Origin of the sequence: Prauserella aidingensis (assembly GCF_024171865.1) — a bacterium.
Classification (GTDB): domain Bacteria; phylum Actinomycetota; class Actinomycetes; order Mycobacteriales; family Pseudonocardiaceae; genus Prauserella; species Prauserella aidingensis.
The window spans coordinates 329341-343842 of record NZ_JAMTCN010000003.1 but is presented as its reverse complement, the minus strand read 5'-3'; the positions used below and the strand labels follow the sequence as shown (position 1 = coordinate 343842).

20 protein-coding genes are annotated in these 14502 nt (G+C 71.8%); 9 read left to right on the top strand and 11 right to left on the bottom strand.

What is annotated here, in order from left to right:
- Complete coding sequence (locus LY13_RS05735; RefSeq protein WP_253827179.1) at nt 1-951, top strand: PLP-dependent cysteine synthase family protein; 951 nt, start codon at nt 1-3, stop codon at nt 949-951.
- Nucleotides 952-1029: 78 nt separating this feature from the next.
- Here the strand turns inward: LY13_RS05735 and LY13_RS05730 are convergent, their stop codons facing one another.
- Nucleotides 1030-1656, bottom strand: coding sequence for a nucleoside/nucleotide kinase family protein (locus LY13_RS05730; protein ID WP_253827178.1), 627 nt, complete (start codon nt 1654-1656; stop codon nt 1030-1032).
- A 271-nt stretch (nt 1657-1927) separates the two neighbouring features.
- Here LY13_RS05730 and LY13_RS05725 point away from each other — a divergent pair, with 271 nt between their 5' ends.
- From LY13_RS05725 to rdgB, 5 genes are all read left to right on the top strand, one after another.
- The gene (locus LY13_RS05725; protein ID WP_253827268.1) at nt 1928-2593 is read left to right on the top strand and encodes a rhomboid family intramembrane serine protease; all 666 of its coding nucleotides are present in this window, start codon (nt 1928-1930) and stop codon (nt 2591-2593) included.
- 1 nt (nt 2594) lies between these two features.
- A complete protein-coding gene (murI, locus tag LY13_RS05720; protein ID WP_253827267.1) occupies nt 2595-3386 on the top strand; it encodes a glutamate racemase in 792 nt (263 codons plus the stop codon).
- Nucleotides 3387-3501: 115 nt separating this feature from the next.
- Nucleotides 3502-4272: an MBL fold metallo-hydrolase gene (locus tag LY13_RS05715; RefSeq protein ID WP_253827176.1), complete on the top strand. Its 771-nt coding sequence runs from the start codon at nt 3502-3504 to the stop codon at nt 4270-4272.
- Between the two features lie 73 nt (nt 4273-4345).
- Nucleotides 4346-5128 (top strand): ribonuclease PH, encoded by a 783-nt coding sequence (gene rph, locus LY13_RS05710; RefSeq protein WP_308216275.1) that lies wholly within the window; start codon nt 4346-4348, stop codon nt 5126-5128.
- On the top strand, nt 5125-5739 hold the full coding sequence (gene rdgB, locus LY13_RS05705; protein WP_253827175.1) for an RdgB/HAM1 family non-canonical purine NTP pyrophosphatase: 615 nt from the start codon (nt 5125-5127) through the stop codon (nt 5737-5739). Before rph ends, rdgB begins: the two co-directional genes overlap by 4 nt.
- Before the next feature lie 195 nt (nt 5740-5934).
- Here rdgB and bcp read toward each other — a convergent pair whose 3' ends face one another.
- The 3 genes from bcp to LY13_RS05690 form a co-directional block, all read right to left on the bottom strand.
- Entirely contained in the window at nt 5935-6414 is a 480-nt protein-coding gene (gene bcp, locus LY13_RS05700; RefSeq protein WP_253827173.1) for a thioredoxin-dependent thiol peroxidase, read from the bottom strand.
- A gap of 41 nt (nt 6415-6455) precedes the next feature.
- On the bottom strand, nt 6456-7010 hold the full coding sequence (locus LY13_RS05695; RefSeq protein WP_253827171.1) for a hypothetical protein: 555 nt from the start codon (nt 7008-7010) through the stop codon (nt 6456-6458).
- A gap of 316 nt (nt 7011-7326) precedes the next feature.
- Nucleotides 7327-7503 (bottom strand): hypothetical protein, encoded by a 177-nt coding sequence (locus LY13_RS05690; protein WP_183655237.1) that lies wholly within the window; start codon nt 7501-7503, stop codon nt 7327-7329.
- Nucleotides 7504-7661: 158 nt separating this feature from the next.
- On the opposite strand from LY13_RS05690, the gene LY13_RS05685 reads away from it, so the two are divergent.
- Nucleotides 7662-8618 (top strand): DUF5996 family protein, encoded by a 957-nt coding sequence (locus LY13_RS05685; protein WP_253827169.1) that lies wholly within the window; start codon nt 7662-7664, stop codon nt 8616-8618.
- A gap of 43 nt (nt 8619-8661) precedes the next feature.
- On the opposite strand, the gene LY13_RS05680 is transcribed toward LY13_RS05685, so the two are convergent.
- The 4 genes from LY13_RS05680 to LY13_RS05665 all read right to left on the bottom strand — a co-directional run bounded on the left by LY13_RS05680 (nt 8662) and on the right by LY13_RS05665 (nt 10739).
- Nucleotides 8662-9123: a DMT family transporter gene (locus LY13_RS05680; protein ID WP_253827167.1), complete on the bottom strand. Its 462-nt coding sequence runs from the start codon at nt 9121-9123 to the stop codon at nt 8662-8664.
- Nucleotides 9124-9201: 78 nt separating this feature from the next.
- Complete coding sequence (locus tag LY13_RS05675; RefSeq protein WP_253827166.1) at nt 9202-9522, bottom strand: DMT family transporter; 321 nt, start codon at nt 9520-9522, stop codon at nt 9202-9204.
- Between the two features lie 159 nt (nt 9523-9681).
- Nucleotides 9682-10149, bottom strand: coding sequence for a nucleoside deaminase (locus LY13_RS05670; RefSeq protein WP_253827165.1), 468 nt, complete (start codon nt 10147-10149; stop codon nt 9682-9684).
- A complete protein-coding gene (locus LY13_RS05665) occupies nt 10146-10739 on the bottom strand; it encodes a DsbA family oxidoreductase (RefSeq protein WP_253827164.1) in 594 nt (197 codons plus the stop codon). Before LY13_RS05665 ends, LY13_RS05670 begins: the two co-directional genes overlap by 4 nt.
- Before the next feature lie 115 nt (nt 10740-10854).
- Here LY13_RS05665 and LY13_RS05660 point away from each other — a divergent pair, with 115 nt between their 5' ends.
- Nucleotides 10855-11241 (top strand): MerR family transcriptional regulator, encoded by a 387-nt coding sequence (locus tag LY13_RS05660; RefSeq protein WP_253827163.1) that lies wholly within the window; start codon nt 10855-10857, stop codon nt 11239-11241.
- Between the two features lie 52 nt (nt 11242-11293).
- Here LY13_RS05660 and LY13_RS05655 read toward each other — a convergent pair whose 3' ends face one another.
- The 3 genes from LY13_RS05655 to LY13_RS05645 form a co-directional block, all read right to left on the bottom strand.
- Nucleotides 11294-11773, bottom strand: a complete 480-nt coding sequence (locus tag LY13_RS05655; protein ID WP_253827161.1) for a nucleoside deaminase — start codon at nt 11771-11773, stop codon at nt 11294-11296.
- 73 nt (nt 11774-11846) lie between these two features.
- Nucleotides 11847-12275: a nuclear transport factor 2 family protein gene (locus tag LY13_RS05650; protein WP_253827159.1), complete on the bottom strand. Its 429-nt coding sequence runs from the start codon at nt 12273-12275 to the stop codon at nt 11847-11849.
- A 165-nt stretch (nt 12276-12440) separates the two neighbouring features.
- Nucleotides 12441-13373: a LysR family transcriptional regulator gene (locus tag LY13_RS05645; RefSeq protein ID WP_253827157.1), complete on the bottom strand. Its 933-nt coding sequence runs from the start codon at nt 13371-13373 to the stop codon at nt 12441-12443.
- 110 nt (nt 13374-13483) lie between these two features.
- On the opposite strand from LY13_RS05645, the gene LY13_RS05640 reads away from it, so the two are divergent.
- Nucleotides 13484-14470 (top strand): DMT family transporter, encoded by a 987-nt coding sequence (locus LY13_RS05640; RefSeq protein WP_253827156.1) that lies wholly within the window; start codon nt 13484-13486, stop codon nt 14468-14470.
- The last annotated feature ends 32 nt before the right edge of the window (nt 14471-14502 follow it).

Genomic DNA, 14502 nt, shown 5'->3' with positions numbered 1-14502 from the left:
ATGGCCCGCTACGAGTCCTTGATCGACACGCTGGGTGGCACGCCGCTCGTCGGTTTGCCGCGTCTGTCGCCGTCGGACGACGTTCGACTGTGGGCCAAGCTCGAAGACCGCAACCCGACCGGGTCGATCAAGGACCGTCCGGCGCTCAAGATGATCGAGGAGGCCGAGAAGGACGGTTCGCTCCGGCCCGGCGCCACGATCCTCGAGCCCACGTCGGGCAACACCGGCATCTCGCTGGCCATGGCCGCCAAGCTCAAGGGCTACGGTCTGGTCTGCGTCATGCCGGAGAACACGTCCGCCGAGCGCAAGCAGCTGCTGCAGGCCTACGGCGCGCGGATCATCTTCTCCGAGGCCGCGGGCGGGTCGAACGAGGCCGTTCGCAAGGCCAAGGAGCTCGCGAAGCTCAACTCGGACTGGGTGATGCTGTACCAGTACGGCAACCCGGCCAACATCGCCGCCCACTACGAGGGCACGGCACCCGAGCTGCTGGCCGACCTGCCGACGGTGACCCACTTCGTCGGCGGGCTCGGCACCACCGGCACCCTCGTCGGCGTCGGGCGGTACATGCAGGAGCACAAACCGGACGTGCAGATCGTCGCCGCCGAACCGCGGTACGGCGAGCTGGTCTACGGCCTGCGCAACCTCGACGACGGGTTCGTTCCCGAGCTGTACGACCCGGATGTGCTCAGCGGCCGGTACTCGGTCGGCGCGTACGACGCGCTGCGCCGGACGCGTCAGCTGCTCGAACAGGAGGGCATCTTCGCGGGCATCTCGACCGGCGCCGTGCTGCACGCGGCGCTGGGCATGGCCGAGAAGGCGATCGCCAGGGGCCAGTCGGCCGACATCGCGTTCGTCGTGGCCGACGCGGGCTGGAAGTACCTGTCGACGGGTGCCTACGCCGGTTCGCTGGACGAGGCCGCCGAACGTCTCGACGGTCAGCTCTGGGCGTAGCGCCCACCTCGTCGTGACCTGTACGGCTGCGGCCCCGCCGGAATCCGGTGGGGCCGCAGCCGTTCTCGGTTCGGCCGTTCAGTCCTTGACGGCCGGGTTGCGCGGGTGGTCCATGCGTACGACGACGTCCGCGGTGTCGGTGGGGGAGACCTCGCGGTCGTACCGCTCGTAGGCGGGCAGTGCCCAGTGCTGGTCGGCGGGCAGTTTCCGGGCCAGCGCCGGAGGGGACAGCCACAGGTGGACCGTGAGGTCGAAATCCAGTCCGCGGCCGAGCAGCAGTTCGCCGTCGACCAGCACGACCGCGTCGCCCGGCAGCGAGGCGCGGGGGTGTCGGTAGGCGCGGTCGGCGTCGGCGTCCCACAGCGCGGGCAGCACCTGCCCGGTTCCACCGGGCCGTACCGGATCGAGCACTTCGCGGCGCAGCGCTCCGACGTCGAGCCAGTCGTCGTAGCGGGTGTCGGGGTCGTGGCGGCCGCGTTCGAACCTCAGCGACGCGGGCCTCAGGAAGTCCCACGCCGAGACACGCAGTGCCTCTCGCCCGGCCACGCGCAGCGGGCCGACGAGCGCGTCGGCCAGTCCGGCCGGGTCGGCGGCACCCGCCGCACCGTCGACCGCCACGGCGAGGCGCCGGTCGGCGGCCGAGGCCGCGATCCGTTCGGCGAGTTCGGTCACGAGCCGGTCGAACGAGATGGGCCGGAAACGCACGGCGGCGATCCTACGGACCCGTTGTCATCGGAACCGTTGCCTCCGGAGCCGCCGCCACGACGGCCCGGTACGCCCGGCCTCCGGAAACCCGCCGGCCCACGACACGCCCCGGAATCCGCAACACGCACCCCGGAATGCGCAACACGGGCTCCGGGATCCGCAACACGCACCCCGGAATCCGCAACACGCGCCCCGGGATCCGCAACACGGGATCTCAGGGTCATCACCGAGGTCCGGCGGGGTGCGGCGGACGTAATCTGGACCCGTGAGCATGCAGCCCGTTCCCACGCCCGGTGCCGGCGACGCCAAGCAGGCGCGCCCGCCCGCCAAGCGGATCCTGCCGCCGAAACCCGTCGCGGCCGGCATCGTCGCGGCGGCCTTCATCGTCGTGCTGTACGTGATCGAGCTGATCGACGTCATCCTGCCCGCGAGCCTCGACGACGGCGGCATCGTCGCGCGCTCGCTCGGTGGGCTCGACGGCATCGCGTGGGCGCCGCTGCTGCACGCCGGCTGGGGACACCTGCTGGCCAACACGGTGCCGGTGCTGGTCTTCGCGTTCCTCGCGATGGCGGGCGGCATCGGCCAATGGGTGATGGTGACGGCGACGATCTGGCTGGTCGGCGGCGCCGGCGTGTGGCTGACCGGGCCGTCCGAGTACGTCACGGTCGGCGCGTCGGGGCTCGCGTTCGGCTGGCTCGCGTTCCTGCTGGTGCGGGGCGTGTTCAACCGGAGCGTCGCGCAGCTCGCCGTCGCTGCGGTGCTGCTGGCGATCTGGGGCGGCATGCTGTGGGGAGTGCTGCCCGGTCAGGCCGGCATCTCCTGGCAGGGCCATCTGTTCGGTGCGCTCGGCGGCGTGCTGGCCGCGTGGCTGGCGGCCAAGGCCGACCGGGCGGCGAGCCGGAAGACGGCGGGCGGGGCCGGCCCCGTCGCGGGATAACCTGCAGTACGTGAGCGCCCCGATCGGAATCTTCGACTCCGGCGTCGGCGGGCTGACCGTCGCCCGCGCCATCGCCGACCAGCTGCCCGCCGAGAGCCTGCGCTACGTCGGGGACACCGCGCACGCCCCGTACGGTCCGCTGCCCATCGCCCGCGCCCGCGAACTCGCGTTGCGGGCGCTCGACGGGCTCGTCGAGGACGGGGTCAAGGCGCTGGTCATCGCCTGCAACACGGCGTCGTCCGCGTGCCTGCGGGACGCCCGCGAGCGCTACGACATCCCGGTCGTCGAGGTGGTGCTGCCCGCGGTGCGGCGCGCGGTCGCCACGACCCGCAACGGCCGCGTCGGCATGATCGGCACCGAGGGCACCGTCCGTTCGCGTGCCTACGACGACGCGTTCGCCGCCGCCCACGACGTGCGGCTGACCAGTGTCGCCTGCCCGCGGTTCGTCGACTTCGTCGAGCGGGGCGTGACGTCGGGGCGGCAGGTGCTCGGACTGGCGCAGGGGTATGTCGAACCGCTCGCCCGCGACGGGGTCGACACGGTGATCCTGGGCTGCACGCACTATCCGTTGCTGACGGGCGTGCTGCAGTTGGCGGTGGGCCCGGACGTGACGCTCGTGTCCAGCGCCGAGGAGACGGCCAAGGACGTGGTGCGGGTGCTCACCGAACGCGACATGTTGGCCGAGCCGGACGACGAGCCCCGCCACGTCTTCCACGCCACCGGCGACCAGGAGCGGTTCACCCGGCTCGCGGGCCGCTTCATGGGGTTCGGCCCCGCGCTGCCGGTCGGCTGAGCCCGCGTCCGCATCGCGGCCGGGTGGGGCGGGTCCGTGCCGACCGCCACGTGCGGCGTGCTCACCGCCACGTAGTACAGGCGGCGGGCGATCGGCCTGTGGCAAGGTACGACCCGTGCGACTCTCGATCCTCGGTTGCTCGGGCAGCATCCCCGGGCCGAACAGCGCGGCATCCGGCTACGTCGTCGAGGCCGACGGTTTCGTACTCGGGCTCGAACTGGGCAACGGCACGCTGGCACAGCTGCAGGCCCTGCGGGATCCGTTCGACCTGGACGCACTCGTCCTGTCGCACCTGCATCCGGATCACTGCGCCGACATGAGCGCGCTGACCGTGCTGCGCCGCTACCACCCCGCGCCGCCGTACGACCCGGCGCGGCGGCGCCTCCCGGTGCACGCGCCCGCACAGGCTCCCGCGCGGCTGGCCAACGCGTTCGCCGCCGACGAGGACGAACGCAGCGGCGCGGACCTGTCCGACGTCTACGACTTCCACTCCCTGGACGGCGGAACGCGCAGCCTGGGCCCGATCGACGTCGTGACCGTGCCGATGGCCCATCCGACGCCCGCGTTCGGGGTGCGGTTGTCCCACGGCGGGCGCACGCTCGCCTACACCGGTGACACCGGGCCGTGCGACGAGCTCGACGCGCTCGCCGGTGGGGCCGACGTGCTGCTGGCGGAGGCGTCGTGGACCGACGCTCCCGACCGGCCCGCCGGGGTGCACCTGTCCGGCACGCAGGCCGGTGAGCTGGCCGCGCGCGCCGGGGTCGGCAGACTGCTGCTTACGCACATCGCGCCGTGGACGGACGCCGCCGCGGTGCTGGCGGAGGCGCGGTCGGCGTTCGGCGGCGAGGTCGCCGTGGTGGCTCAGGGCGAGGCGTACGACATCTGACGTCTGCGGGTTCTCCGCCGCGGCCGCCCGTCGGGGCGACACCGAGGGTGGGCCGGGTTGTAGGGTCGGCCCCGTGGTGCGAAAAGACGGCAGAAACGACGACCAGCTTCGCGACGTACGGATCACGCGCGGTTTCCAGCAGTGGCCCGCGGGGTCGGTGCTGATCGAGTTCGGCGACACGAAGGTGCTGTGTGCGGCGAGCGTCACCGAGGGTGTGCCGCGCTGGCGGGTGGGCTCCGGGCTCGGCTGGGTCACGGCCGAGTACGCGATGCTGCCGTCCGCGACGCACGACCGCAGCAGCCGTGAATCCGTCAAGGGCAAGATCGGCGGCCGGACCCACGAGATCAGCAGGCTCATCGGCCGCTCGCTGCGCTCGTGCATCGACCTGGCCGCGCTCGGCGAGAACACGATCCAGCTCGACTGCGACGTCATCCAGGCCGACGGCGGCACGCGCACGGCGGCGATCACCGGCGCCTACATCGCGCTGGCCGACGCCATCACGTGGCTCGACGCCGCGGGCAAGCTCGCCGACCCGAAGCCGCTGTCGGCGACGGTGTCGGCGATCAGCGTCGGCGTCGTCGACGGCAGGGTCCGGCTGGACCTGCCCTACGAGGAGGACTCGCGCGCCGAGGTCGACATGAACGTCGTGGCCACGGACACGGGCACCCTCATCGAGGTTCAGGGCACGGGCGAGGGCGCCACCTTCACTCGGTCCACGTTGGACAAGATGCTTGACCTGGCGCAGGCCGGATGTGCCGAGCTCGCACGGAAACAGTCCGAGGCGCTCGCCGAGCCGTATCCCGGCACGCTGCCCGAACCCGCTCCCGCGGGCAAGAAGTCGAAGGGTTCCAAGTGACGACGAGGCTCCTGCTCGCCACGCGGAACACGGGCAAGCTCGACGAGCTTCGACGCATCGTCGTCAAACGCGGCCTCGGCGACGTCCGGGTACTCGGACTGTCCGATGTGGAGGATTTCCCGGAGGCTCCCGAGACCGGTGCGACGTTCGAGGAGAACGCGGTCGCCAAGGCGTACGACGCCGCGAAGGCGACCGGGTTGCCCGCGATCGCCGACGATTCGGGGCTGAGCATCGACGCGCTGGGCGGCATGCCCGGCGTGCTCTCCGCCCGGTGGTCCGGCAGGCACGGTGACGACGAGGCGAACCTGCGGCTCGTGCTCGGCCAGCTGCAGGACGTGCCGGACGAGCGCAGGGGAGCGGGATTCGTGTCCGCGGCCGCGTTCGTCGTGCCCGACGGCAAGGAGATCGTCGTCCGCGGCGAATGGCGCGGGACGATCATCCGGGAACCGCGCGGCAGCAACGGGTTCGGCTACGATCCGATCTTCGTGCCCGACGGTGAGACGCGGACGTCGGGCGAGCTCACACCCACGGAGAAGGACGCGGCGTCGCACCGGGGCAAGGCCCTGCGCTCGCTGCTGCCGCATCTGCAGGAGTACGTCGAAGGCGACTGAGTCGTACGGCGTTCCGGTGCGTTGCGGCCTCGACCGCGGGGCACCGGAACGCCGCGACCGGCCGGGTGCAGGCGGTGATCCGTCCAGGCGGGCGGCCGCCCGGAACTCTGCCGCCCGGACCCCAGCCGTCCGGAGCCCGGTCGTCGGAACCCAGCCGCCCGGACCTCAGGCGTCCGGACCCCAGCCGCCCGGAGCTCAGCCGTCGAGTTTCAGTTCCTTGAGTAGCCGCGCGACGTGGCCGGTGGCGCGGACGTTGTACATCGCCTTCACGATCACGCCGTCGCCGTCGAGCACGAACGTCGACCGGATGACGCCCTGCACGATCTTGCCGTAGTTCTTCTTCTCGCCGAACGCGCCGTAGGCGCTGAGTACGGTCTTGTCGGGGTCCGACAGGAGTGGGAACGTCAGCCCCTCGTTCTCGGCGAAGGTGGCGAGCTTGGCCTGCTTGTCCGGCGAGATGCCCAGCACCTGGTAGCCGGACTCGCCGAGCAGCGCCAGGTTGTCGCGGAAGTCGCACGCCTGCGTGGTGCAGCCCGGGGTGCTCGCGCGCGGGTAGAAGTACACGACGACGGGACCGCCGCGGAAATCCGCGAGGGACACCTCGCGTCCCTCGCTGTCGGGCAGGGTGAAGTCGGGTGCCTTATCGCCGGGTTCCAGTCGCGTCAGCTCGGTCATGCTCGCAGGGTATCCGGCGCGGGCGCGCGGTGACCGGAGTGTCACACCCGGCCGTGGTAGACGGCCTCGACCCGGCCGGACATCTCGGGGCACACGGTGAGTTCGACGGGCGTGCGCCGGGCGGGGACGGCGAAGGCGTACTGCAACTTGATCTCGTCGCCCGTGGGAAGGTCGTGGTCGGCCTCGACGATGCCCGTGTAGCCCTGTGTGGGGTCGACGACCTGCGGGGCGCGTTCGTCGGGGGTGCCGGCGCGCACGGACAGCTGGGAGAGGCGGTACGGCTTGTCGGTCTCGTTGCGCACCGTGAGCATGAACGCCGCGGCGCGGTCGGCGTCGGGGAACGCCGACTCGCTGGGGGTGAAGGTCTTCGGCTCGGACACGGTGACGACCAGTCCGGAGCCGAACCGGTAGTCGCCGCCGAACAGCACCGCAGGCCGGGTGGGGGTCTCCTGCGCGGGCGTGGCGGATGTCGGCACCCGGCTGGTGGTGCCGGGGGGCACGGCTGCGCCACCCGCCGGCGTGGCGGTATCGACACCGCCGCAGCCGCTGAGTGTCAGGAGCGCGCAGACGGCCAGCGCCGAACTGCCCATTCGCACCGCAGTGGCTCCTGTTCCGCCCGGCGGTGCGGTGCACCGTGGGCTCGTCGTCGGTACGGATGCCGCCGAGGCCTCGTCGGGCCGCGGGTCCGCACCGGGCGCCGGTCGACGCCCCGGACCACTGTGCGTGCGCCGGCGCGGTGGTGCCACCCGCAGCGCGAGGTTGAGGCGTTCCTGGTTCTGGGCTGTGTCCTGCTCGTGATCCGCGGATGTCACGTGTCACACGGTTGGGTACCGCTGAACGGGGCAGTTCGCTCGCGGCGACGGCGCGGACCCGCGGCCCGACGCCCCCATGCGGACGCGACGGCGACGTCGGTCAGAGGGCGAATGCGAACAGCAGGATGAACACGGCGACCGTCACGAGCCACGCGACGATCAGCCAGCCCCAATCGCGCCACGGGTCGACCACGCGGTTGTCCTCACCGGGCACGTAGACGCCGCGCAGTTCGAACCAGTCGGCGAGCCGTCCCGGCCAGCTGAGCGGGTTCCGCACGGGAAGATCACCTCCGGTCCGGTGGACGACGGTCGCCGTGACGGTACTCCCACCCGCGTGAGTGCGGGCACCGCCGTGGGCGTTCGAATCGCGTTCGCGTGGTACCCGGCCGGTGCGCGAGACGTTCGCGCATCGCACCGGCGGACCTGGAGGAACCGATGAACGCACCCTCGGCGCCGCGCACGTCGGCCCGGAGCGAGGCCTGGCCGTCGCTGGCTGTCGACGACTGGACGCGCACGCGGGAGACGTTGCACATGTGGTTGCAGATCGTGGGCAAGGTCCGCATGGCCCGCGCCCCGATGCTGAACCACTGGTGGCAGGTTCCGTTCTACGTGTCGGCGCGCGGGTTGACGACGTCGTCGATGCCGCACGGCGACGACGTGTTCGACATGGAGTTCGATCTGGTGGCGGAGGTCCTGCGGATCCGTTCCAGCCGGGGCGGGACCAGGGAGGTGCGGCTCGAACCGAAGCCGGTCGCGGTGTTCTACCGCCAGGTCATGGACGCGTTGGCCGACCTGGACCTCGGCGTGTCGATCATGGCGACGCCCGTGGAGGTCGAACATGCGATCCCGTTCGAACGCGATCACGAACACGCGGCCTACGACCCGGAGCACGCCCGGCTGTTCTGGCGGCAGCTGCGCGCGGCCGACCGGGTCATGAACGAATTCCGGTCCCGGTTCTACGGCAAGAGCAGCCCGGTCCACTTCTTCTGGGGTGCCATGGACCTGGCCTGCACACGATTCTCCGGCAGGGCCGCCCCGCAGCACCCCGGTGGCGCGCCCAACTGTGCCGACTGGGTCATGGTCGAGGGGTACTCGCACGAGCTGTACAGCTGCGGGTTCTGGCCGGGCGGCAGTGCGGAGGGCAGCTTCTACGCGTACGCCTACCCGGAACCCGACGGTTTCGCGACCCACCCGGTGCGGCCGCAGGTCGCGGCCTACTCCGCGGGTATGGGCGAGTACCTGCTGCCGTACGACGCCGCACGGTCCGCCGCGGACCCGGACGAGGCGGTGCTGGAGTTCCTGCAGACGACCTACGAGGCGGCGGCCGACAACGCCGGGTGGGATCGCGAGGCACTCGAAGCGCACCCGCACCGCCACGTACTGCCGTTCTGAGTCCTGCGTCCGCCGCGACCGGAGCGGGCGTCGAGGGACCCTGTCAGGGGCGGCTCGCCGTGTCCGGCTCCGAGGGTCTGTCGGCGAGTTTGAGCCAGACGAGACCGGTGATGATCACGGCCAGCCAGCAGGCCTTCGCGAGGGTGAGGGTCTCGTCGAAGAAGACCGGCCCCAGCGCCGCCGCACCCACGGCGCCGGTGCCCGCCCACACGGCGTAGCCGACGCCGACGTCGATGGTGCGCAGCGCGACGCTGAGGGCGAACAGGGTCAACAGGAAGAACACGACCGCGACGGCCGACCAGGACGCCACGGTGAATCCTTCGCTGCCGCCGACGGCGAGTGCGTAGCCGACCTCGAACGCGCCCGCGAGCAGAAGGACGAGCCAGGCCCGGCCGCGCCGGTCGGGTGTCGCGGTGGCCGCGGCGGAGTCGGCCTCGGCGGAGTCGGTGGTGGCAGGGCCCGTCGCGTGCGGGCTCGCCGTGTCGGGGTGGTCGTTCGCCGGCATGTCGGTTCCTTTCCCGTGAGGTGGTCGGGGCCGCCGTGAGGCGGCCGGGAGCGGGGTGGCGGTCGCGGCGCCGCGTCGTCAGGCGGCGCCGCTGAGCTGGAGTCCGGCGACGCCCACGATGACGACGGCGATGCCCAGCAGCTTGCGGACGTTCCATGACTGTCCGAACAGGACAGACCCGAGGACGACGATGCCGACTCCCGCGGCGGAGGTCCAGACGGCGTAGCCGACGCCGACGTCGAACGTGAGCAGCGCCAGGCTCAGGAAGTAGGTGGCGATGCCACCGCTGAGCAGCGTGGCGACCGTCCAGCCGGGCCGGGTGAACCCCTGCGCGCGGCTCGCGGAGAGGGCGACGGCGACCTCGAAAACGACGGCGACGGCGAGAAACAGCCAGTGCACGATGATTCCTTCTGTCGGTGGTGTTCGGTACGGATGCAGAACGAGCGCCGGCCCGTCGGCTCGGCCGGGCGGCTCGGCGAGGCTCGGCCGGGGTGCGGCGGACGCGGTGCGGCGGACGCGGTGCGGCGGACGCGGTGTGAAATCGTTGGGCTCGACGTCTCAGCGGGTTCCGTGGAGCGCGCGGTAGCGGGCGAACGGCCTCAGCGCACCGTCGACGGGCAGCGCCCGGGCTGTCGCCTCCAGGGCCGGGCGCGCGGCGGCGCACGAGCGGTAGTCGAAGCCCCACGCGGCCGCGGTCTCGGCCGACACCGCGTAGCGCACCTCGCCGACGCCGTGTTCGGCCGCCACGTCGTAGCAGAGAACGCACGGTTCACCGGTCGCGAGCAGCGTCGCGCCGGGGACGGGCGGACCGCCGGGATCGTCCAGCGCGCGGCGGATCGCGACGATCTCCGCGTGCGCGGTGGGGTCCGCGGTCTCCCGGACACGGTTGACGCCCGGAGCCGAGACGCGGCCGTCGCCGGCGACGAGCACACCCACGAACGGCAACCCGCCCGACTCGACGTGCCGCAGGCCGAACTCGACCGCGCGTGCCATGGCGGAGTGCAGTACGGCCGGATCGGCGCTCATGTCGCCGCCTCGTCGAGTGCGCCGCGGAGCGCCGACTCGGTGACGACTCCTTCGAGACGCCGGTCGCCGACGACCAGGGTCGGGACGACGGTGATGTCTCGGCGTGCGGCGTCGGCGAGCGCTTCCCGGTGGCGCCGGGCGTACTCGGGGTCGTCCAGCGCCGCCGCGTAGTCCGCCGGATCGAGTCCCACGTCGGCTGCCAGCCGGGTCAGCACGTCGCGGTCCCCGATGTCGAGGTCGTCGCGGAAGAACGCGGTCAGCATCCGCCGGTGATACGCGGCTCCGGCGCCTCGGTCGGCGGCGTACCGGAAGCCACGGAACGCGAGTTCGGTGTACGGCTGTGGTGAGACGGTCGGCAGCCGCATCGGCACGTCGAGCCTCCGCGCCATGGGCAGCACGGTGCTCTGCCAGACACGGGGCAGGTACGTGTCCTCCGGGCGCAGCGTTCGTGCCGGGTAGGGCCGCAGTTCGTGTGCGTGGTGCGCGATCTCGACGTCGGGTCTGCCCGCGGCGACACGTGCCACCAGTTCGTCGACGATGAGGCAGAACGGGCAGACGTAGTCGGACCAGATGTGCACGCGGACGGTCATGGTGAACCTCCGGGTCGGGTCTGCCACCGCGGTGCCGATGGCTGACCCGAGCGTGGAAGTTGACACCGGTGTGAAGTGCAAGACTGGCGTCGGAACGTCGTGTGCGGGAGGCGTCATGCGTATCGGTGAGCTGGCGGAGTCGGCCGGGGTCAGCACGCGTTCGCTGCGCTACTACGAGCAGCAGGGACTGATCGAAGCGCGGCGGACCGCAGGTGGATGGCGGGACTTCGACGAGTCGATGGTCGAGCGCGTCGTGCTGATCCAGCACCTGTTCGCGGCCGGCTTGTGCAGCGGCACCGTCTATCACCTGTTGCCGTGCCTGCAGGCGCCGCCGGAGGAGCGCACCGGTGTGATGGAACGCCTCCTCGCCGACGAGGTCGCGAGGCTCGAGGACAAGCGTCGCGACATCGAGCGGGAACTCGAGACCCTGCAGGCGCTCCGCGAGGACACCGCAGTGAGCGGGAACGTCGCAGAACCCGGCCACGGCGGCTCGGCGGAGTGAGACACCGTGACGGACGTGCCGTCCGGTGCGGGGACGTCCGTGGGACGCGTGGTCAGCTGTCGCCGTGGCGGCGGACGTGCAGTGCCCGGACCTGTTCGGCCAGTTCCGGAACGGGGCCGTCGACCCGGGCGTCGGGGACGATCTCGCCGATCGGTAGCGGCTGCACCCGCGACGGCGGGACGTCCAGCTCGGTGAGCCACGCGGTCAGTTGTTGCGACGACGAGGCGTACACGATGCGGCCCAGTCCGGCCCAGCCGTGCGCGGCGGCGCACATCGGGCAGTGTTCGCCGGAGGTGTAGACCGTCGCGGCGGCGCGCTGTTCGGCTGTGAGGTGCTCGGCGGCCCAGCGTGCGATGGCCAGTTCCGGGTGTTGCGTGTGGTCGCCGCCCGCGACGTGATTGTGGTCCTCGAAGACCCTCGCACCGTCGGCCGTGACGAGCACCGAACCGAACGGCTCGTCACCGGATTCCAGCGCCTGTGCCGCGAGTTCGACGCACCGCCGCAGGTGCGCCAGGTCCGTTTCGTCCACCATGGCGGCAGTCTCGCGCATTCGTCGCGACGTGGCCAGTGCTGCGTCGTCACGGCCGCGTACCGCCGGGGCGTGTTCAACCGTGGCGTGGATTCAGGCCGAAGGTCTGCTGTACGTCGATGCGCTTGCGCGCGATGCGCAGGCCGTCGCCGTCGGGCACGAGCAGGTCGTCGTACTCGCCGAACACGGCGATGGCGTCGTCGGCGGTGCGGGAGACGGCCTGGAAGTACGCGCTGACGGCCAGGCCGTCCCGGTGCGGTCCCACCAACACGTTGGTGACCATGTGTTTGCTCCACGTCGTCGGTCCGTCGAACACGGTGCGGTAGAAGGCCAGCACGGTGTCGCGGCCCTCACGAAGCCCGTCGACGCGTTCGAAGGCGACGTTCTCGGTGAACACCGCAGCGAGTGCTGCCTCGTCGCGGGTGTCGACGGCGCGGGCGTAGCGGTGCAGTGTCGTGCGTGCGGCCTCGGCGCCGGCCGGATCTGCGGTGGTCGGTGCGGTCACGCGGGGGCCTCCTCGACCTCGGCTCCGGTGGTCCCGGTCTCGAATCCGATGTGAGATCATGCCAATGATGACAATGAATGTCCAGCGGATGGTCACGAGGTGGGAGGCGGAGGAGCGCGCTCGCGGAGCGGGCCGGTTTCACGTCGTGCGAGGTGTGTGGCCGTGTCAGGGGTTCGCGTGGTCGAGGTGGGCCGCATCGGCGAGTGCGTCGAGGCACGCGCCGACGGCGGGCCGTGGATGGGGGTCGGCCGTGACGGCGTACAGCGTGCGGTGCGGCGCCGGGTCCTCGAGTCGCAGTGCGCGGACGTCGTAGCCGCCCGCGACGGCCAGCGACATCGCCGGCATGAGCGCGGTCGCGCCCAGCCGGGCGACGAGCGAGAACTGCGTGGCGTATCCGGTGACGTAGTGGCGCACGTCCGGTTCGACCCCGCGTTCGCGCAGGGTGTGCTGCAGCCACGCGTGGGCGCGGGACCCCGCCGTCCACGACACCCAGCTGTCCCTGGCGACGTCGGACGCACCGATGACGTCCGCCGCCGCGCGGGGGTCTCCTGCGGGCAGCATGACGCGGGCGGTGTCGTCGCGCAGGGCGCGCCAGGTGGTGTGCGGCGGGCGGGTGACCGGCATGTTGTCCCAGCTTTCGACGACCGCGATGTCGAGTTGTCCGTTGACGAGCATCGGCAGGCTCTTCTCCGGTTCGGCCTCCACGACGGCGGGTTCGACGGCGGGATGGTCGGCCACGAGCGCGGTGAGCGCTTCGGTGACGAACACGTAGACGCCCGTCGGCACAGTGCCGACGCGCACCGGTCCGGTGATGCTGCCGGAGAGGGCGTCGATGCGGGTGCGGGCCCGTGCCAGCTCGTCGAGCGCGGCCTCCGCGGACTCGGCGAGCACCTTTCCTGCCGGGGTGAGTTTCACGGTGCGGCCGTGGGGCACGAGCAGCCGGACGCCCGCGTCACGTTCCAGTTTGGACAGTTGCTGGGAGACCGCGGACGGCGTCAGGTGCAGCACCTCGGCCGCGGCGGCGAGCGAGCCGTGCCGGTCGACGGCGTGCAGAGCCTGGAGGCGTTCGATGCGGAACACGTAAGCGACGATACGCATTTTTCCGCACTCCGCCGCCTGTGACGGCGACCTCTGATGACGGTTCGTGACGGGTATTCGTCAGTTTTCCTCGCTGGTGCCCGCGCCGGTGTGCGGGTCTGATGGATGCCGTGACCGATACCGCCGCTCCCGCCGTCCGGCCGTCCGCCGCAGGCACGTCCGCTCCCGACCCGACCGCCGCTCCCGACCCGGCGGGGACCGCGGCACCCGCTGGCGCACCGTCGCCGCAGGGCCTGCTGGACCGACTCGACCCGCGGCTCGTCGCCGTCGCCGGTGCGCTGACGATCGGCACGACGGCGTTGTTCGTCGCGCTGGCCGACGCCTCCAGCGCGACCGTGACGTTCTACCGCTGCCTGCTTGCCGTGCCCCTGTTGCTGGCGCTGGGCCTGCGGGGCGGGGCGCGGTGGCGGTTCCACCGGCGGCACGCGCTCGCCGGGGTGTTCCTCGGCCTCGACATGGTGCTGTGGTCCGAGGCGATCACCGGCGTCGGTGCGGGTGTCGCGACGGTCGTGGTCAACGTGCAGGTCGTGCTCGTTCCGTTGGCGTGCCTGGTGTTGTTCCGCGAAAGCGTGCGCACCGTGTTCTGGGCCACCGTGCCCCTGGCGCTCGGCGGGGTGGCACTGGCCGGAGGGGTCGCCGATGCGCACGCCTTCGGCGACGCTCCCGTCTACGGAACCGTGATGGGACTGCTCGCGGGTGTCGCCTACACCGGTTACCTGCTGGTGCTGCGCCGCACCGATCAGCCCGGTTCGCAGGTCACGATGCTGACAACCGTCAACGGTGTCGGTGCGCTCGTCGCCATGGCCGCGGGACTGGCGACCGGCACACTCGACCTCACGCCGTCGCTGCCGTCCTTCGGGTGGATCGCCGTGCTCGCCGTGACGGGGCAGATCCTCGGCTGGCTGCTGGTCGGCTCGGCGATCCGCAGACTGTCCGGCGTGCTCGGCGCGACGTTGCTGCTGATCCAACCGGTCGCGGCGGTCGTGCTGGGGATGGTGTTCCTGAACGAGACCCCGTCGTCGCTGCAGCTCCTCGGCTGCGGACTGGTCGTCGCGGCCGTGGCCGTGGTGGCGAGGACGACCAGACCCGCACCCTGACGCGCAGCCGCGCCGCCACGTGCACCGGGTCC

Coding starts and splice junctions, on each gene's coding strand:
- LY13_RS05735 (WP_253827179.1), top strand. CDS start 1: ATGGCCCGCTACGAGTCCTTGATCGACACGCTGGGTGGCACGCCGCTC.
- LY13_RS05645 (WP_253827157.1), bottom strand. CDS start 13,373: ATGCGTATCGTCGCTTACGTGTTCCGCATCGAACGCCTCCAGGCTCTG.
- LY13_RS05680 (WP_253827167.1), bottom strand. CDS start 9,123: ATGCCGGCGAACGACCACCCCGACACGGCGAGCCCGCACGCGACGGGC.
- LY13_RS05665 (WP_253827164.1), bottom strand. CDS start 10,739: ATGACCGTCCGCGTGCACATCTGGTCCGACTACGTCTGCCCGTTCTGC.
- LY13_RS05685 (WP_253827169.1), top strand. CDS start 7,662: ATGAACGCACCCTCGGCGCCGCGCACGTCGGCCCGGAGCGAGGCCTGG.
- bcp (WP_253827173.1), bottom strand. CDS start 6,414: ATGACCGAGCTGACGCGACTGGAACCCGGCGATAAGGCACCCGACTTC.
- LY13_RS05670 (WP_253827165.1), bottom strand. CDS start 10,149: ATGAGCGCCGATCCGGCCGTACTGCACTCCGCCATGGCACGCGCGGTC.
- LY13_RS05655 (WP_253827161.1), bottom strand. CDS start 11,773: ATGGTGGACGAAACGGACCTGGCGCACCTGCGGCGGTGCGTCGAACTC.
- LY13_RS05660 (WP_253827163.1), top strand. CDS start 10,855: ATGCGTATCGGTGAGCTGGCGGAGTCGGCCGGGGTCAGCACGCGTTCG.
- LY13_RS05725 (WP_253827268.1), top strand. CDS start 1,928: ATGCAGCCCGTTCCCACGCCCGGTGCCGGCGACGCCAAGCAGGCGCGC.